The organism is Mesorhizobium sp. M2A.F.Ca.ET.046.03.2.1, from assembly GCF_003952425.1.
Lineage (GTDB): Bacteria > Pseudomonadota > Alphaproteobacteria > Rhizobiales > Rhizobiaceae > Mesorhizobium.
Window position 1 is genome coordinate 4,163,752 of record NZ_CP034449.1, and the last position, 17,992, is coordinate 4,181,743.

At 60.1% G+C, this 17,992-nt stretch carries 14 protein-coding genes and 2 pseudogenes; 11 read left to right on the forward strand and 5 right to left on the reverse strand.

The window, feature by feature from the left end:
• Positions 1–329: 329 nt before the first annotated feature.
• The 3 genes and pseudogenes from EJ072_RS19900 to EJ072_RS19910 all read right to left on the reverse strand — a co-directional run.
• Positions 330–1,403, reverse strand: a complete 1,074-nt coding sequence (locus EJ072_RS19900) for an MBL fold metallo-hydrolase (protein WP_126080937.1) — start codon at positions 1,401–1,403, stop codon at positions 330–332.
• Between the two features lie 342 nt (positions 1,404–1,745).
• Positions 1,746–2,223: pseudogene (msrB, locus tag EJ072_RS19905) on the reverse strand (peptide-methionine (R)-S-oxide reductase MsrB).
• Positions 2,224–2,389: 166 nt separating this feature from the next.
• Positions 2,390–2,644, reverse strand: a pseudogene (locus tag EJ072_RS19910) (glyoxalase); the annotation flags it as partial.
• A gap of 23 nt (positions 2,645–2,667) precedes the next feature.
• On the opposite strand from EJ072_RS19910, the gene EJ072_RS37325 reads away from it, so the two are divergent.
• From EJ072_RS37325 to EJ072_RS19920, 3 genes are all read left to right on the forward strand, one after another.
• On the forward strand, positions 2,668–3,090 hold the full coding sequence (locus EJ072_RS37325; protein WP_281061005.1) for an FAD-dependent oxidoreductase: 423 nt from the start codon (positions 2,668–2,670) through the stop codon (positions 3,088–3,090).
• 5 nt (positions 3,091–3,095) lie between these two features.
• Entirely contained in the window at positions 3,096–3,428 is a 333-nt protein-coding gene (locus tag EJ072_RS37330; protein WP_281061006.1) for an FAD-dependent oxidoreductase, read from the forward strand.
• Between the two features lie 404 nt (positions 3,429–3,832).
• On the forward strand, positions 3,833–5,425 hold the full coding sequence (locus tag EJ072_RS19920; RefSeq protein WP_126080938.1) for a heparin lyase I family protein: 1,593 nt from the start codon (positions 3,833–3,835) through the stop codon (positions 5,423–5,425).
• A 288-nt stretch (positions 5,426–5,713) separates the two neighbouring features.
• On the opposite strand, the gene EJ072_RS19925 is transcribed toward EJ072_RS19920, so the two are convergent.
• Positions 5,714–7,360 carry a caspase domain-containing protein gene (locus EJ072_RS19925; RefSeq protein WP_126080939.1) on the reverse strand — a complete coding sequence of 549 codons (1,647 nt, stop codon included), beginning with the start codon at positions 7,358–7,360 and terminating at the stop codon, positions 5,714–5,716.
• 225 nt (positions 7,361–7,585) lie between these two features.
• Here EJ072_RS19925 and EJ072_RS19930 point away from each other — a divergent pair, with 225 nt between their 5' ends.
• The 4 genes from EJ072_RS19930 (at position 7,586) to EJ072_RS19945 (ending at position 11,054) form a co-directional block, all read left to right on the forward strand.
• Positions 7,586–9,535, forward strand: coding sequence for an adenylate/guanylate cyclase domain-containing protein (locus EJ072_RS19930; protein ID WP_281061007.1), 1,950 nt, complete (start codon positions 7,586–7,588; stop codon positions 9,533–9,535).
• A gap of 12 nt (positions 9,536–9,547) precedes the next feature.
• Positions 9,548–10,333, forward strand: a complete 786-nt coding sequence (locus tag EJ072_RS19935; protein ID WP_126080941.1) for a hypothetical protein — start codon at positions 9,548–9,550, stop codon at positions 10,331–10,333.
• A gap of 1 nt (position 10,334) precedes the next feature.
• Positions 10,335–10,775, forward strand: coding sequence for a hypothetical protein (locus EJ072_RS19940; RefSeq protein ID WP_126080942.1), 441 nt, complete (start codon positions 10,335–10,337; stop codon positions 10,773–10,775).
• A gap of 72 nt (positions 10,776–10,847) precedes the next feature.
• The gene (locus EJ072_RS19945; protein ID WP_245466920.1) at positions 10,848–11,054 is read left to right on the forward strand and encodes a hypothetical protein; all 207 of its coding nucleotides are present in this window, start codon (positions 10,848–10,850) and stop codon (positions 11,052–11,054) included.
• Positions 11,055–11,318: 264 nt separating this feature from the next.
• Here EJ072_RS19945 and EJ072_RS19950 read toward each other — a convergent pair whose 3' ends face one another.
• A complete protein-coding gene (locus tag EJ072_RS19950; protein WP_126080944.1) occupies positions 11,319–12,650 on the reverse strand; it encodes a sorbosone dehydrogenase family protein in 1,332 nt (443 codons plus the stop codon).
• 888 nt (positions 12,651–13,538) lie between these two features.
• On the opposite strand from EJ072_RS19950, the gene EJ072_RS19955 reads away from it, so the two are divergent.
• The 4 genes from EJ072_RS19955 (at position 13,539) to EJ072_RS19970 (ending at position 17,991) form a co-directional block, all read left to right on the forward strand.
• Positions 13,539–14,513 carry a sugar-binding transcriptional regulator gene (locus EJ072_RS19955; protein ID WP_126080945.1) on the forward strand — a complete coding sequence of 325 codons (975 nt, stop codon included), beginning with the start codon at positions 13,539–13,541 and terminating at the stop codon, positions 14,511–14,513.
• A 45-nt stretch (positions 14,514–14,558) separates the two neighbouring features.
• Positions 14,559–16,004 (forward strand): extracellular solute-binding protein, encoded by a 1,446-nt coding sequence (locus EJ072_RS19960; protein ID WP_126080946.1) that lies wholly within the window; start codon positions 14,559–14,561, stop codon positions 16,002–16,004.
• Positions 16,005–16,200: 196 nt separating this feature from the next.
• The gene (locus EJ072_RS19965) at positions 16,201–17,124 is read left to right on the forward strand and encodes a sugar ABC transporter permease (protein WP_126080947.1); all 924 of its coding nucleotides are present in this window, start codon (positions 16,201–16,203) and stop codon (positions 17,122–17,124) included.
• A gap of 9 nt (positions 17,125–17,133) precedes the next feature.
• Complete coding sequence (locus EJ072_RS19970) at positions 17,134–17,991, forward strand: carbohydrate ABC transporter permease (RefSeq protein WP_126080948.1); 858 nt, start codon at positions 17,134–17,136, stop codon at positions 17,989–17,991.
• Position 17,992: the final 1 nt, after the last annotated feature.

A 17,992-nucleotide genomic window follows, 5' to 3' on the forward strand; every position in this document is an offset into this window, starting at 1 on the left:
CGCGGGTGTATGGCAGCCGCAGAAGACAGGATATCGCGGCTGCAATGACCGATCGACACAGGGAGCTGCATATCGCGCCTGGTATCTTGTCGACGCGGCATTCGGGATACATCGCTCAAACCATCGCATTCGCAAATTGTTGCCGCCGATCACCGCACGGGTCGCTAAGTGGCCTTTCACGTCATAATTTCTGCATTTGGGACGTGTGTCTTGATGAGAAGGAGAGCCGCAGCGGCAGCCCAGCACTTTGCGACCACACTTCACGCCCCCCTCTCAGAAAGCTCGTCGTATAACGACGAACCCCGTCTGACCGTTCGGGTCGTCAGGTCTCAGTCGATGCGAAGGCTCTGCTCCATCGCGTAGCACTGGTCCCAGATGAACACATCATAGCCGGCGAGCCGAGACTGCCACTTGGGCGTGACGGTATTCACGCATTTCACAACGACGCGGTCGATGTAGTTGTCGTAGACTGCCCAGGGATTGGGCTTGTCCTCGGCTTCCATTTCTTCGCCCGGTGTCGTTGATTTGAGGGCAGCAGCGGCAGCTGCCTTCAGGTCATTCATGAATTCGAGTTGCGTCCGTACATCGGAATGAGTGCCCACGCGATTAACATGGCCTCCAACGAGCGTTTCGAACGGCAATGTGTCGATGTACGCAACCTGGTCAAAGTAACCCGGGATGTCCTTGGCAAGCGCGAAGCGACGCCATGGCATCCAGCCAGGGAAGATCACATCGACCACCATCAGGACCTTCTGTTCGGGAGCATAGATGAAGATGTTTCCTGGCTCATGGGGGCTGCTGCCGGGATAGCTAAGCTCAAGAACCTGGCTACCGACCTTCAGGGTGTAGTGATCCTTGAACGTGACCGTAGGCACAGGGCGTCTCGGATCCTTCGCCCGTTCCAGCAGTCGCAGGGTCTCTTCTTGGGCGATGATAATTGGATGACCGCCGAGGTCGTCTACGCCGCCAATATGATCTACATGCGCATGGCTGTAGACGACATGTGTGACAGGCTGGTTCGTCACCTCGGCGATAGCCTGGTGTATGTGGCCCGAGTATCCCGGAGGTGCGTCGATCACAACAACGCCTGTCTCGTACACCAGGAACATCGACTGGTATCCGTTGTCGGTGATCACGTAGAGGCCACGGCCCAGCTGTTGGGTCCGGTATCCCTTCTTCGGGTCGATGGCCGGGGTTACGTCTTCCTCGGGAATCGGAAGATAGTGGTCGACGCGCGTGCCTATCGGCGCCAGCGACGGCATACTCTGGTAAGGGGCGCCAGGCTGTCCCGGCAAGGTCTCGGCGCGGGCGCCCTGAGTTGGCGCTAAACCGAGTCCAACAGTGACCAACATGGAGCCGGCCTTCGCCGCCGCCCTCAAAAGACCCGAACGGAAGAGAAGCATAACAAACCTCCTGTTTCAAATAATGTTCGCAGGGAGGATTTGTCGATAAATTTCGAGGGTTGTTTATTATCCTTAGGTATCGCGAATACTATGGTATCAAATTTCCCCGCGCCCAGCGTCACAATTCTGCCAGCAAGTTTTAGGTCCAACGCCCGGGCAGCCGAAACGGTATTTCAATCGAGCGGAGCGGAGTTTCGCGCCAACGTGAGCTTGGCGGGATCGCACACCGCCTACGGCGCGGACGTGGAGGAAACATGTCCCTGACACCACGCTTTGCGCCTCCACGAGTCGTTGCGCAACGGCGGGTCTAAACCTGCGAGTGGCATTCGCGATCGTTGAGTTTCAGCTGCTCCACGGTTCACCTTCCGGAGCGCCCCGGCAGAGTTTGTCGGGCAGCACCTCTCGCCCGGTGTGAACTCAAGCGATCCCGAATTTATGCAAAAGCGCTCGCCTGTTGGGGGTGAGCCATCTGGAAAGACATGACCTTGATGCGCGCCGCAACGAGCGCAGACAATCTCCGTTCTGCTCATGCCATAGCGCGTATCTTGTATGCTCCGGAGATGTTTTTTGGCGAGCGGCGCAGTGAAGCTCGGCCAGCCTGTGCCGCTTTCAAATTTAGCGACGGCTCTAAACAGCGGTAGCCCACACAATCGGCAGGTGTACACCCCTTCCCGTTTCTCGTGGAGGGAAAACCGCAGAACGGAGCCTCTTCGCCATGGTCTAGCAGTAAATGCCGCTCTTCCGCGGTTAGGTCTGCGGTAAGCTCCTGCATCTGTGCCCTGCTGGGTGGTGTTAGATCAAAACCGAACGCGTCACGCATTGCTATCGCCTTATCGTATTTACCAGCCACCAACGTTGGCCGATGTTTCCGACGCGACCGATGTCTTCGATCGAGCCACCGGGGGGACCGGGTCCAGTTTCAAGGGCCGGGATCAAAGGGGTTTTTACGCTGATGCTGCTGATCAACTGCTTCGAAGCCTACCCCCTCACAGCGGCAGCTGTTTGCCGGCCTGCTCGGCCACCATGTATTCGGCGTACCAGGCGGGCCAATTCTGGTCCCGCTGTCCGCCTTCCCGCTTCTCATGTTCGCCGTGCGCGGCCTCCGCACGCCGGAGCGCGATCGCGAGGTCATTCGATGAAGCGAAGCTGGTGTCGTCGCCATCCACCCGTCCAGGCAATCGCGTAGTGACCTCCTGGAACAGCCATCCATTGCCGTCTGGATCGCTGAACGATGCCCAAGAGGGCCTCCACGGGTGGACGGGCCTTGCGCGCCGAGCTCGGTGTCCACCAGCAGGTTCTGAGCGCCGATCAGGTGGCCGCGCTGGAGCCGCGCCTTGCGGCGTTCGAGTCCAAGGGCCTCTATTTCCCGGATTCGATCAATGTCAGCGATCCCAAGGCGGTGATGACGCGGCTGGCGGCAGCCGCTACCGCCAGGGGCGCTCAGTTCATGCGCGCGAGCGTCACCGGCCTCGCAACAGGTGCCGGCGGTGTGCGGCTGAGCGGCCCGGGCCTCGCCGTCACGGCGCAAAAAGTGGTGATTGCGGCGAGCGCCCGCTCCCGACCGCTCGCTGCCCAGGCCGGCGACCGGATCCCGCTGGACACCGAGCGCGCTATCATCTGGAGTTTCAGACCACCGCACCCCTGCTCAACCGTCCGGTCTGCCCTGTCGATGTCGGTTTCTACATGACGCCTATGGACGGCAGGCTGCGGGTTGCCGGCACCGTCGAGTTGGGCGGGCACAAGGCGCCGCCCAATCCGCGCCGGCTGGCACTGCTCGATCGCGGCGTGCGGCAGTTCTTCCCCGATCTCGGCCAGCCCTCCTCGCAATGGCTGGGCTTCCGGCCGTCGCTGCCGGACTCGCGCCCGGTGATCGGGCCTTCGACGAAATCGCCGGACGTGATCTACGCCTTCGGCCACGGTCATCTGGGAGTCACGCTCGCACCGCTAACTGCCCGACTGGTCGCCGACGTGATTCACGGAAAGTACAGCACATTGCTGCCCCCGTTCACGTCGGCCCGGTTCTAATCTCGCTCTGGCCTCATTCGGGAGCCGCATGCCAGATCAGTCGATGCCGTCCTAAAATTACAAGGTCCGCTTTTGAGGATGTTAGCTTTTCAGCTGCTGGTCCAAATCAGAATCAGGAACGAAAGTGAAATAGGCAATCATGGAGAAGCCCCCGCGGGGCGGCGCGAGTGAGTGGGCTTCTCGAGGGGAGGGCTGGGCGCGGGTAGTTCTTCACGCCGTCGAATCGCGTTGCCGCCGAGTCTGACCGTCTTCAGTGAACAGCGCGTTGTGTAGACATTCCTGGAGCGCAACGGCTGCCGTCGCCGACCGGCCTGAACAGGAGTCATCTGGTTTGAAAAGCCGATGATGGTCCGATGGATGAATTCAGAGCATGATGGCGACGGTTTTGGTCTGGGAGGCTCGGCATGCAATCAAGCAAGATCTGGCTATCGGCAATCGTGATTGGACTTCTGTGCGGGGCGAGTGCGAGTGCGCAGGACATCGGCGATTTCGATCCGTTCGTGACGGTAGAACTTAGTGCCCCAAACTCGGCAAGACGGCTAAAAGACCCAACCGGCCAAGCGCCGACCGACACTGTCTACTCTTTCGCGATTCCATCAGGCTATTGCAACAAGACGCCCTACGACGCATCCGGCGACAGCGACTGCAAACAAAATTCAACTCGATCTTCCATCCGTGAGAACGTGTTCGCCACAAAGAAGAACGGCAGCGGTCAGCCGAAGCAGAGCTGGTATGGCTGGGCGGTCTATTTTCCCGCGGATTTCCAGTATGGTCAGAAGCAGAACGCCGGCCATTACGACCTTGTCTACTGGCATAACAAGCAGTGCCCCCATCTGACGTTCCTCAACTGGGCCGGCCGGGACAGCACGCTCTATCTTGGCACCAACCGCGCCTTGGGCAACCACGAGTGCAGCCCTGGCCCGCAGTTCAGAGTGGCAGATTTCAAGGATCTCGTCGGCAAGTGGAACCGCTTTGAGGTGTTCGTGAAATGGGCAGGCAACGAAAGCGGCGAAGTCAAGGTCTACTTAGACGGGACCTTCGTGGTTCACTACAAAGGGCCGACCCTTACGGAGGGGCTGGAAAACGTCAACTATTTCGTCTTTGGCGTCTATCTCTGCTGCACCAAAGACGTCAAGCTGACCAAGGCAACCAGCGCACTCTATACTGCGGTGAAACGCGCTGGGAACCGGGACGGGCTGTTCGTCGAGGAAGATCGCGCGCGCCTCAAACAACTACAGCAGGCGCTGAATGCGCTCGGTTGCGATGTCGGCGAGCCGGACGGAAAGCTTGGAGCGCTGACGCGCGACCAAGCACTGTCGTGTAAGGATTTCGGCAAAGACGGGCTTCCGGTGGACCTCACGGTCGCCACGATTGATCGATTCCTAGCAGCGTATGTCAGAAAGGACATCGCGACGCTCCCGGCCGGCAAACTCAAGGGACCCGCCCCTGACATCGCCCTGGTCAGCTACCCTGCCCAGACCGCGCCTGCCGCCGGTCTCGTAGCTGCCGAACTCGTTGTGCATGCGACCGAATCGCAGACGCACCGAAGTGGCAGGGAGGTCGACGTGAATAGCTCGATCGCAGGAAAAGTGGAGAAGTACAAGGAGTTGAAGTCCTTCGATTTTGCCATGCTCGGCAAGTTCAACTTCTCCGAGGGCACGTTCTACCAGTTACAATTCTTTTTCGAGGACCAGGTCAACACACGAGGGAAGGTCGGGACCTGCAGCAACGCGATAATCAAGTTCCCCGACGGCAGCGACCACGCCCAGATCAACTTCATGAGGAAAGGCAATGACTTTATCGCTATCAACGCAAAATGCCTGATCGATGCGCTTCCGAAGAGGCAATCAAAGGTGCTGCGTTTCCTTATGGCGCATTTCACCGACATCGCGGTCGGAATGGCCAGGGACGGCAGCATCGACTTGCTCAGCCACGACGGGCTTAAGATTTTCATGAATCGAGTCGCTCGCGGCGAGATCAGGGTCGGGATGCTGTAACCTGCCATCTTAAGGGCGAGCATTGAGACTACTCCACTGGCGCTTTGCACCCTCCCGATTCTTCGAGTTCGAGCCCGTTCGTCGGTCCTGGGTCAGTGCATTAATGAGCCCTTGACCAGACACCTAGATCGCACCCATGGCAAGCCTCGCCACCAGCCGTCTGCGCCAGACGAAACGCCGCCATCAGCAGTACATCGGCACCATGCCGCTGAGCACGGAAGGTGCCGAGTCGGGAAGCTTGCCAACGCTTGTCCGCAGCGCGTGCGGACGACGGCCGGCTCTGCATTTCTACATTCTCTCCATGAAAATCTTCCCTGAACACCCGCTGCCAACGCCGGTCCCTTTAAATTTTCCGGTGCCGTTGTCACCTTTTATGAAACCAGTCAGGGTATTTCCGCCTGTTCTTCCTTTATGAACAAAGGTCAGTTTCATATTGACGGCGCCGCTGCCAGAAATGTTTCCTGTAATACCGGAGTCAGACGATACTTTGCCGTCACTTATGACGACCAATGATGATAGTTCTCGCCAATCTCCGCAGTCCGTTGTAGCCCGTCTGACTAATCTCCACGTTCCATTGAAAGCGCTCAGCCCACTGGTCTGAGGCACACAACGATCGCCCTGCATCCTCATTTCGTCCTCACAAGCAAGCGGGCAGATACGAGTTCCGACCGCCCTTAGTCTTTCCAGAAGTCCCGCTGTCGGTTCCAACGATACAAGCTTGACACCTTGCCGATCCGCATAGTTCTGAAGCGCTTTGCGGCTGCTGGCTCCCCATTTTCCGTCAGCTTGGCCTTCAAGGCATCCTATGCGAGAGAGTTCCGTTTGAGTGGAGCGCGCAAGGTCGCTGGGGTCCGGGGTAGGTGCCGATGACTGCGCCGAGGGATCGGGGCGTTCAAGGCTTGCGACTTCCGTTCCCTTGGAATCGTCGGTCGCCTTGGTGGCGCGCTCCGCCTCTGGCAACTGCGCCTGCCGTTCGGTTTCCATGCGCTTGGCGATCGCGCTGATCTTCAATCTCGCAAGGGATGCAAAAACGCCGTCCGGAAATTGCTGCAGATATGCTTCGAAGAAGCTCTTGTCGGTGGAGTCCTTGATAGTCGCCCAATATGCAAGTTCGACTGCGTTGTCCGGCGAGGTGGACTTTGGAGCGGGGACAGATGCCGCCTTCGATTCCGTCGCGAGAGGCTTCAACACAACCTCGCCGGTGAGAGAAGAGTTCTCCCACGGCACTTGCTTGCCCTCCGTCGCAGCCAGCACATCGCGACGCACCTCGACAAGCTCACGCGAAATATCCTGCCCCGGTGTCCCGAGGTGAGCGACCAGTGCGGCTGTGAACGGAGAATTCCGCCCTGCTCCATCCATGGCGACATTACCTGGTTGCGTTGCGAATGCTATGAGCGTGCCGACTCCGCTGCCAAGCCTGGCCAGACCCCGACTCACAAAACCGGAGCGCGTCCCCATCGAGCGGGAAAGCTTCTCCGCGAAAGGATTGTCCCGGCAGGCATCGAGGAATATGAGGTTGACCTTGGCGGTGCGCTCCATCGCTGAAAGTACGAGGTCCATCGGAAGGGCCTCGAAGTCGAGGTCATTGTAGCCGGACAGTTCGGCATCGACCGGCACCATGTAGTTGTTGCCATTCACCTGCAGGCCGTGCCCGGCATAGAAGAACAGCGCCATATCGGCTCCGTCGAGCTTTTCCAGGAACTCGCGCACGGTGCGACGCATTCCCGCGAGGTCGAGGTCCTGGCCGCTGACAACCTCGAAGCCAAGGCTTTGAAGCTTGGCATTCATGTCGGACGAATCGTTCTTCGGATTGGCGAGTTGAACGGCATGCTGGTAGGCCGAATTGCCAATTACCAGCGCCACGCGTTTCTCGGCGGCCGCCTGTTCGGAAATGGCAACGAACAATAAAACCAAAAGAATGAAAGCGCTGCGCATGGCAGAAACGGCTCCCCAACAGGAACTGTAGCAGACGCTAATGCAACCGAAAAGAGCTATGCCACCCGACCGCTGACGACCGGCCTGCCCTTAGAGGTGGCTTTCGGCGGACACCGTTTCGGTGCTTGGCCCGCATGTCACGTAAACGGGTGACAATTTGCCTAATAGGGCCGAGCGGGTATGCTGGCGGCAAGTAGCGCTTCCATGGCGTAGGGGGCTATTCGAGTGCGAATACCTCGAGGGATCGTCAGCCTTCGGCGAGGTGGCATCGCCGCTTCGCTCGCCTATCTGGTTCTGCTGTGCATCTCGACTGCTCTCGTGTCACCGCCGCTGGAGAATATCCTGCGCGATGTGATGATGGTTTCGATCTCGCCCTTCACTCGCGCCCCATCCAACATCGTCGTGGTCACGATAACAGAACCGACCCTGGCGAAATTTCCCTATCGGTCACCGCTGGACCGCGGCTTCCTGGCCGACATCGTGGCCCGGATCGAGTCGGCTCACCCTCTTGTCATTGGTATCGATGTGTTGTTCGACCAGCCAACGGAGCCGCAAAAGGATGCGCGGCTGGCGACCGCTATCGAAACCGCCGCTGTGCCCGTGGTGATCGCCTCGGCGTGGCGCTCTGACGGCCTCACCCCGAGTCAGTCCGACTATCTCAACGCGTTCGCTCCGTCGGCAGAGCGGGGCCTTGCCGCGTTGTTGCACGACAATCTCGACGGCGTGGTCCGCGGGGCTTTTCCCGGTCGAGGATCGCAGGGAGGCTGGACGCCAAGCTTCGCGGCAGCGGTAGCAGCGTCGACGGGCATTAGTCGCGACCGCAGGTCGGCCGAAATGGTCTACTACCGCACGGCCAATGGCTTGCCATTCAACTTTCCAACCTATCCGGCGCAGGCCGTTTCGCTGGCACCGCTGAGTTGGTTCGAGGGAAAATATGTTCTTATCGGCCTGGACCTTCAGCAAATAGACCATCATCCAACACCCTTCGCATTGCTGGACGGCGCGCAAACCGGTGTTCTCTCTGGCGTCGTCATCCATGCCCACGCGCTGGCCGGGCTCTTGTCCGGGGATACAGTAACGACCCCTTGGCCTGCCGTGGGATACGCGCCGATGCTTCTTGCCGGGCTGTTCTGTTTGTGGGTCGTTACGCGGCCGATCCCGGTGGCCTTCAAACCTGTTGCGGTCACAGGTGCGGTGCTGCTGGTGTGGGTCGGTGAGATGTGGGCCTTCGCGAGGTTCGCAATACTCGTGCCGATGATCGCCCCTGCATTGCTGGTGCTCGGTCTGTCGGCATTCGTTGGCTTCCTGGCTTGGAGACGGGACGCGAATGCTCGCCACTTCCTACAGAACGCCTTCTCGAAATACGTCAGTCCGGCCGTCGTTGCAGCGATGGTGAAGGAACCTAACACTCTCCAGCTCGGCGGCGAGAGGCGAGAGGTCACCTGTGTATTCACGGATGTCGAGGGATTTACGTCTCTCAGCGAGAAACTCGCGCCAGAGGTCCTCGCAGAGGTATTAAACGAATATCTGCACGGGCTCTGCGAGTTGTTCATTGAGCACGGTGCAACCATCGACAAGGTCATCGGCGATGCAGTGGTCGGCTTCTTCGGGGCCCCGGTAGCGCAAAATGATCAGGCGGACCGGGCGGTGTCCCTGGCGCTGGCTGTACAGGACCTGGCGCAGCGGCTGCGAGAAGCATTGGCGGGACGAGGCCATTCGTTCGGCGCGACCCGCGTCGGTATCCATGGCGGGCCGGCAATCGTCGGCAACTTCGGGGGAAATCGGTTCTTCAACTACACAGCTATTGGAGACACGGTAAACACTGCCGCCAGACTGGAGAGCGCAAACAAGTACATCGGCACGAAAAATTGCATAAGCGCCGAAGTCGCAAAGCAAACAGCGCGGTTCTTACTGCGCCCTGTGGGAATTTTGCGCCTCAAGGGCAAGAGCCAAGGCATCGAGGCCTTCGAAGCAATGAGCCGTACGTCGGAAAATATTATACTTTGCGAGGAATATGGAAAGGCGTACGCCTTGCTTGCCGCCGACGATGAGCTAGCGACAGCGGCATTCGAGCTGTTGGTCACAAAATATCCGCAAGACGCTCTGATCGCTTTTCACCATGGCCGCCTTGCAAGTGGACACTTCCGGGCAGACATTCATCTTCCCGACAAATAGGGCCATCATGACATGAGCCTCATGCGTCCGATCGCCCAAATCGCCTGTCTGGCCCTTGCCGCGGCCGTTCTTATCACGGCGCAAGGCGCGGTGGCCGGCAGCCAGTATGTGATTCTGTCAACTGAGCCGGTGGTGGATGAACTGCCGCCAGGCAAGATCTTTGTGCCAAGTGACGTCATCAACGTGCCAGCTGGTGCGGTCGTCACCTTGCTCGGTGAGGACGGCAGCGTGAATCCCATTTCAGGTCCCGCAGCTTTGGTGGTCACTGAGGATGCCCTGACATCCGACAGTCCGCAGCGGGCCGGCGACGGTCAGGCACGACCTTCGAGCCTGGCCCTAATAGCGAGCCTTCTAACGAACGAGCGCCGGAGGACCGAGTCCATCGGGAGCGCACGCACCACAGCCGATCAGTCCAAACCGAGTGGACTTGACGATCCCTGGGCGATTTCCATCGAAGAATCCGCTCCCGGCTGCATCCGCAATGGCGAAGCGGTGCTGGCGCGTCGCGGGATCGGTGAGAGCGCGGTGTTCTCGGTTCGCATTGGCAGTGGACAGTCGTTTAACGGCCTGGTCTGGAGCGCCGGCAAGCCCACTTACTCTCTTCCTCACCCTGTTCCTGCCGACGTAAAATCCTTCATCGTCGAGACCAGCAAGACATCGGTTTGGATCGAAATAAAAGCGCTTCCCAAAAACGTCGTTCTCGAAAATCCGCTGGAAGTTCTTGGATGGATGGTGCGCAGCGGTTGCAAACGCCAGGCGTTGGCCTTTGTGCGTCGACTTGTGACGAAACAACATTAGCTTGTCAGCCAGGAGCCGAGTCGGGGGGCAACTCATACGAGGAGTTCAACAGCGACGGCAGCCGCTTGATTGCCTGGCCGGCAACTCGCTGATAGCCTCCCCTGTCAGTATTCAGGAGGGGAGCATCAAACTGTGCATTCTCCTGTTTGTGACGTTGGCGGCGGCGCTTTTTGCAAGTTCCGCACTGGCCGATAAGTTCCCTGCCGATTTCAAGAACCATGGGCTCAACGGCCCGGTGAGGCCGGTGACGAAGGGCGGCATCACCACCTTCCAGATATTCGATCGGAAATGCAGCAGCGTGGACTATGGCGACGGCCGCGGCGAGAACGATTGCCACAACGGCAACATACGCTCCACGCTGATAGGCCCGGACGGCAAAACAGGTGTGTATCGGCGTGCAAAATTGGACGCCGATCCGGGGTCAGTTTTGGAAGCCGTTTGACACCTTGCCGTGGATGATGCGGTCTCGACGGCTGTTTTGGCCAGCAGAGGCGCAAAGGCGGAGATCTTCGGAGTGATCGACCTCACCAGCAAAAATGAAACCCGGATCGGCGCCATCAGCTTAGGGCGCGCCATTCAGTTCGTGGCCAATGCGTCGGTGCTTGGATACCACGTTCGTGGTGCAATGGTCTTCTATGGGGAGCCAGGAACGCCAAGCCTGAGGAAAAGGGACTGCGACCGGTTGTGGGCGAAGTATGGGGGCGCCTTGCTCCAACCATAGGGTAGTGTCTCAGCCCAATCCCCAGCTTTAGAGAAAGTCGCCCTGTCTGGGCTTCAAGACCTCGCTCTCGCCGACAGCGGACGCTTCTCCGACCTCGGGATAGATCGTTCTATCTATTGGAATGCAGGCCTCATTTCATGATCGGCAGCTTTGCGCCTCATCTCGGCGGTACCAGGTAAGATTTGCTATGCCCCGAAAGCAGTCATTGTATTCGAAGGCGCTCGAGATCGCGCTTACGGAAAAAGCGGTCAGAAAGGCACTGCGCTAACGCCCCTTCGCTCGGCTGACCCGCCAGATGACGTTACCAACATCGTCGGCGACGAGAAGTGCGCCGGCCCGATCGACAGCAACGCCGACAGGACGGCCCATCGCCTTGCCATCATGTGCGAGGAAGCCGGTGAGCACATCCTTCGGGGGCCCGCGCGGTCTACCGTCGCGGAACGGCACGTAGATCACCTTATAACCGCTGTGTACGCTTCTGTTCCACGAGCCATGCTGGCCAACGAAAGCGCCGTTGCCATAGGCCGTGCCGAGCGACGTGCGGCTGGAGAAGGCCAGTCCTAGAGAGGCGGTATGGGAGCCGAGCGCATAGTCGGGCTTGACCGCCTCCGCCACAAGATCAGGGCGCTGCGGCTTGACGCGTTCGTCGACGTTCTGCCCATAATAGCTATAGGGCCAGCCATAGAAAGCACCGTTGCGAACTGAAGTGATGTAATCAGGCACGAGATCATCGCCAATCTCGTCACGCTCGTTTACGGCGACCCAAAGCTCGCCGGTTTCGGGATTCCAGGAGAGCCCGTTCGGGTTGCGCAGCCCGGACGCGAAAACCCGGGTGCTGCGGCTAGACCGATCCACCTCAAGGACGGCGGCGCGGTTCTTCTCTGCGGCGATGCCATTTTCTCCAGCGTTGCTGTTGGAGCCAACGGTGACATAGAGTTTGCGTCCGTCCGGACTTGCGATCACGTCCTTAGTCCAATGATGGTTGATGTCTCCGGCCGGTAAGTCGACGATCTTTTCCGGCGGCGCGGTTATTCGGGTCTGGCCATTGGAGTAGGGGAAAGCGACGAGCGCGTCGGTCTCGGCGACATAGAGCTTGCCTTTGGAAAGCGTCATGCCGAAGGGCGAATTGAGGCCTTCCACGAAAATTCTGCGCACATCCGCAACGCCGTCGCCATTGGTGTCGCGCAGGAGCGTGATGCGGTTAGCGCTGATGGTCGCAGCGCCGGCTCGCTTCATGGCCTGGTTCATGAAGACCTTTCTGAGGCTGAAGCCGTCGTCATGCTTGGCAGGTGCATTGGTTTCGGCCACAAGCACATCTCCGTTGGGGAGCACGTGCAGCCAGCGCGGATGGTCGAGCCCGGTGGCGAACGCCGTCACCCTGAGCCCCTTCGCCGGGGTCGGCATATCACCTTTCTGCCAGCCTGTTGCCTCCGCGACGTTGACGGTCGGAATCAGCGTGGGTGTCGGTTTCGGCAGGGTAGGGTTGGGGCCGTAACCGCTTGTGGGAACCATTTTCTGAGCTGGAACGCCAGCGCAGCTGACTATGAGGGCTCCCAATCCAGCTATGATCAAGTTTTGTGAGAAGCCAGCATGCATCGAACGTTCCTCCGTTCGGTTTCGCCCCGTGCTCTTTGATTAAACGCAAGTCAGCGGCTTGCTATTCCAATCACGTCAAACAGCAGCTCGCGATCCGTTGCCCGTTAGCGGCCAGAGGGCCGGGAGTTCGCGACCGCTCTGCTCTCTGCCATAGATACGCCGAGAGAAGATTGCGGCAACGCCGGCGGCCAAAACCCGAGCGAACCAAGATAGGCTGGCTGCATGACGCCTGGCTGATTTGCCTGTGGAAAGCATCAAGTGTAGCTCTCGGCCAATGGCTCGAATCGAAAAAAGATCAATGGAATGAGTACATTCCTCCGGCCGCCAAAACCGACGACGCGAATGGCCGCTTCGCGCCCAATCTCGGCCATCAGAGACCGGCCCACCACGATCTCAAAGCGGACATGGTAAGCGGGTTACCCGGAGCTCGCCGGAACTTGGATCTATCGGCCATCCTGCGAAGTCGGCTTACGTGCCAACATGAGAGATTGTGGGCAGATCCAACTGTTGGCGCTTGGTGGAATATCCATGTCCGCCCATTCTGCCGATGGCATCGCGTCACGAAAGATCACGGAATGTTCTCCTAGGCCGCATATTCATATTTCAGTAGCAGGTGAACAGCGCTAGCACGTTGTAGGGCGTTCAACGCCCTCCCCATTGTCGAATTGATGGTCGGCCGGAACGCGCCCCTATCGTGGAAGGCTGCCTGGCGCTGGCCTCCCATCGCCTCGTAATCTTGCGTCGCGAACTTTTCAGGCGAGCGCCGGGTGGCTTCCAACCGTCGGTTGGTCATGGGCTTTTGCGCGCGATTTCGCGCAGTGCCACTTGACTCCTGCCGGGCTCTATGAAAAATTTTGCAGCAACTGATAAAAATATCAAAGGGCGGAAATGGTTGGGTTCGGCAACGGCTTTCTGCGCGACGACGAGACCAGCATGGCCGCCCGTGCCGCCTGGCTGCACTATGCCGGCGGCCTCACCCAGTCCGAGGTCGCCAAGCGGCTGGGCCTGACCAGCCTCAAGGCGCACCGCCTTATCACCAAGGCCAACCAGGAAGGACTGGTTAAGGTCTATATCGACGGCGAGATCTCCGAATGCGTGGCGCTCGAGGACGAGCTGTCCGGCCGCTACGGTCTCGATTATTGCGAGGTGGTGCCCGACTTCGATCCCGAGGAACTGCCGCTCAAGGCGCTAGGCATCGCCGGCGCGCAGTTCCTCAAGCGCGAGATCGAGCGCGGCGAGGATGCGCTGATCGGCGTCGGCCATGGCCGCACGCTTGCCGCCTGCGTCGAGTATCTGCCGCGCATCTCGGCGAATGGCATTCGCTTCGTCTCGCTGCTCGGCGGCCTGACCAGGAAGTTTTCCGCCAATCCGCACGACGTCATCCATCGCTTGGCCGAGCGCACCGGCGCCGCGGCTTATGTCATGCCGGTGCCCATGTTCGCCAACACGGTCGAGGACCGCGCCGTGCTGCTTGGCCAAAAGGGCATCAGTGAGGTGTTCGACCTCGCGCGGTCCGCCGATCTTTTGCTCGCCGGCATCGGCACCGCCGAGCAGGAGGCCTCGCTCGTCGCTACCGGCATGATCGAGAAGGGCGAGATGGAGGAAACCCGCCACAACGGAGCCGTGGGCGAACTGCTCGGCCACTTCTTCGACGACGCGGGAAAGCAGGTCGCGACCACTGTTTCCTGCCGCGCGCTTGCGCTCGCGCGCGAGGACATCGCCAACCGCAGGATCGTCGCCGTCGCCGGCGGCAAGATCAAGGTTCGCGCCATCAAGTCGGTGCTGGAGGGCCGCTATCTCAAGGGCTTGATAACCGACGAGCGGACGGCGCAGTCGCTCGTGGAGAAGACGCCGGTCGGGTAGCCGGCAACAGTTTCGTTGAAACTACCCTTTGGAGGAGAAGACGACATGCATGAGAAAGAGAAAGACCTGCTTGACGCGTTCCTGCGCGAACAAGTCGACCGCCGCGGCCTGATCAAGGGGCTGGGCGCCATGGGCCTGGCCACCAGCACCGCCGGCGTGCTGCTCAACCTGGGGCAGACCCGCGCGCTTGCCGCCGATTTCGACTGGCAGGCGCATAAGGGCAAGACCATCAAGCTCCTGCTTAACAAGCATCCCTATGCCGATGCAATGATCGCCGATCTCGACAATTTCAAGCAGCTGACCGGCATGAACGTCACCTATGACGTGTTCCCAGAAGACGTCTATTTCGACAAGGTGACGGCGGCGCTCTCGGCAAGCTCGCCCGAATACGATGCCTTCATGACCGGCGCCTACATGACCTGGACCTACGGCCCGGCGGGCTGGATCACCGACCTCAACGAATGGATCAAGGACCCGGCCAAGACCAATCCGAAATATGCCTGGGACGACTTCCTGCCCGGCGTCAGGAATTCCTGCGCGTGGAACGGCAAGCCCGGCGGGGCGCTGGGCTCGGAAGACGCCAAGCAGTGGTGCATTCCGTGGGGTTTCGAGCAGAACAACATCACCTACAACAAGGCGATGTTCGACAAAGCCGGCGTCAAGCTCCCCGGCAACATGGACGAACTGGTCGCCGCGGCCGCGAAGCTGACCAAGGATGTCGGCGGTGGCGTCTACGGCATCGGCGTGCGCGGCTCGCGCTCCTGGGCAACCATCCATCCGGGCTTCCTGTCGGCCTATGCCAATTTCGACCAGAAGGACCTGAACGTCTCGGCCGACGGCAAGCTGTCCGCCGCCATGGCCACCGCCGAATCCAAAGCCTTCCACAAGCAATGGGTGCAGATGATCCAGGAAAGCGGCCCGAAGGACTGGTCGACCTACACTTGGTACCAGGTCGGCACCGACCTCGGTGCCGGCGCCTCGGCGATGATCTTCGACGCCGACATCCTCGGCTACTTCATGAACGGCGGCAGCAACAAGATGGCCGGCCAGCTCGCCTTCTCGGCCTTCAAGGCCAATCCGGCCGCCAAGGCGCCGACCCCCAACATCTGGATCTGGTCGCTGTCGATGTCCAACTTCTCGAAGGACAAGGACGCCACCTGGTATTTCATGCAGTGGGCTTCCGGTCTCGACCACTGCCTGTTCGGCGCCACCAAGATGGACTTCGTCAATCCAGTCCGCCAGGCGGTCTGGAAGGACGAGATGTTCCGCGAGAAGCTGAACAAGAGCTATCCGGGCTATGTCGACATGTTCGACGCATCCGCGCCCGGCGCCAGCATCAAGTTCACCGCGCAGCCGCTGTTCTTCGATCTCACCACCGAATGGGCGGCGACCTTGCAGAAAATGGTGGCCAAGGAAGTGCCGGTCGATGAAGGCCTCGACAAGCTGGCCGAGAGCATCAACGGCCAGCTCAAGGAAGCCGGCCTCGGCTGAACTGGGTGACGGCCGGGCCCGCCCAGACCAATTTCGCGAAAAGCGCGCAGCGGTTTTCCTGGAGTTGCACTTAGGCGGGCCGGCCGGACCCTTCCATTTTTTGCGACGCGGCGCCTATGCTGCCGTCAGTTCGCCCGGCCGGCCGCCTTGCTCCCTAGGCGACCGGCGCGGCGAAGCAACCGATACGGGCTGATAGATGACTTCGGCGACGATGCACAGAGCCAAGCCTTCAGGCTTCAGGATCAGCAAGAGGGCGCTGCCCTATCTTCTCAGCCTGCCGGCCTTGCTGGTCTGCATCGGCATCCTGATTCCCTTCCTGACCTCGGTGGTCTATTCCTTCCAGCGCTACAGGCTGAGCCAGCCCTGGGCGCGCCAGTTCAACTGGGGCGACAACTACATCTCCTTCTTCACCGATCCGAAGTTCTGGAACACGCTGGAGATATCGCTGCTCTATGCCGGCATCACCGTCGGGCTGGAACTGCTGCTCGGCCTCGGCATCGCCATGCTTTTGCAGAAGCGCTCGACGCTGAACAACTTCATCTCGATCATGCTCCTGATGCCGCTGATGACGGCGCCGGCGCTGGCCGCGCTGATGTGGAAGCTGATGACCAATCCCGGCTTCGGCGTGCTGAGCTACCTCGCCAGCCTCATCGGCCTGCAGGATTTCCGCTGGGCGTCCTCGCCCTCGACGGCGCTGCTCACCGTCGTGCTCGTCGACATCTGGGTCTACACGCCCTTCATCATGATCCTGCTGCTCGCCGGCCTGCGCAGCCTGCCGACGCAGCCTTTCGAGGCGGCCGCACTCGACGGCGTGCCGAGGAGCTTCGTCTTCTTCCGCATCACCTTGCCTATGCTGACGCCCTATATCCTGACCGCGACCTTGTTCCGCCTGCTCGATTCCATCCAGCAGTTCGACATCATCTACGCGATGACCCAAGGCGGGCCTGGCGACACGCTGACCGTCTTCCAGGTCGAAGCCTATCTCAACTTCTTCCAGTCGACCAATGTCGGTCGCTCGGCGGCGCTGATGATCATCCTTTGGGCGATCACCTATTTCCTGTCGAACATCTTCATCAAGAACTGGCTCAGGCTGCGCGAACGCGCGCGCGGGCTGGCATAGGAGGCCTGCGTGGAACACACCTCGCTTCTCGAACGTGTCCTTCGCGGCATCGCGCTCACCCTGGTCGTCATCTTCTTCATGTTTCCGATCGTCTGGATCTTCATGATGTCGTTCCAGACCAACGAGACCATCCTGCGCATCCCGCCGCAGCTGGTCTTCGAGCCGACGCTCGCCAACTATACGGCGCTGATCACCGGCAAGCTTGAGACCGCCGCCGGCACGCTCGACATAGCCTTCATGCGCAATCTGTGGAACTCGGTGTTCCTGTCGGTGACTTCGGTCGCGCTCGCCTTGCTGCTCGGCGTGCCGGCCGCCTATGCCTTTGCCCGCCACAAGTTCCGCGGCTCGGAAGACATCGCCTTCACGCTGCTGTCGTTCCGCTTCGCGCCGGCGCTTCTGGTGCTCTTGCCGCTCACCCTCTATTTCCAGAAGCTCGGCCTCGCCAACACCTATTTCGGCCTGATCTGGGTCTACCAGCTGATCTGCCTGCCGCTGATCCTGTGGATCGTGCGCGGCTATTTCGAGGATATCCCGGCCGACATCGAATACGCCTACCGTATCGCGGGCCATTCCTGGTTCGCCACCTTCCGCAAGATCGCGCTGCCGCTCGCCGGGCCTGGCATCGCCGCGGCCGGCCTGCTCGCCTTCATCTTCGCCTGGAACAATTTTGTCTTCGCGCTGGTGCTCGCTTCCGCCGACAAGCAGCCGGTGACGGTCGGCGCGCTCGCCTTTATCACCTCCTCGGGCATCCAGTATGGCCAGATATCGGCAGCGATCGTGCTGTCGATCGCGCCCACGCTGGCGCTTGCTCTCTATGCGCAGCGCTATCTCGTCGAGGGCCTGTCGCTCGGCGCGGTCAAGGGATAAA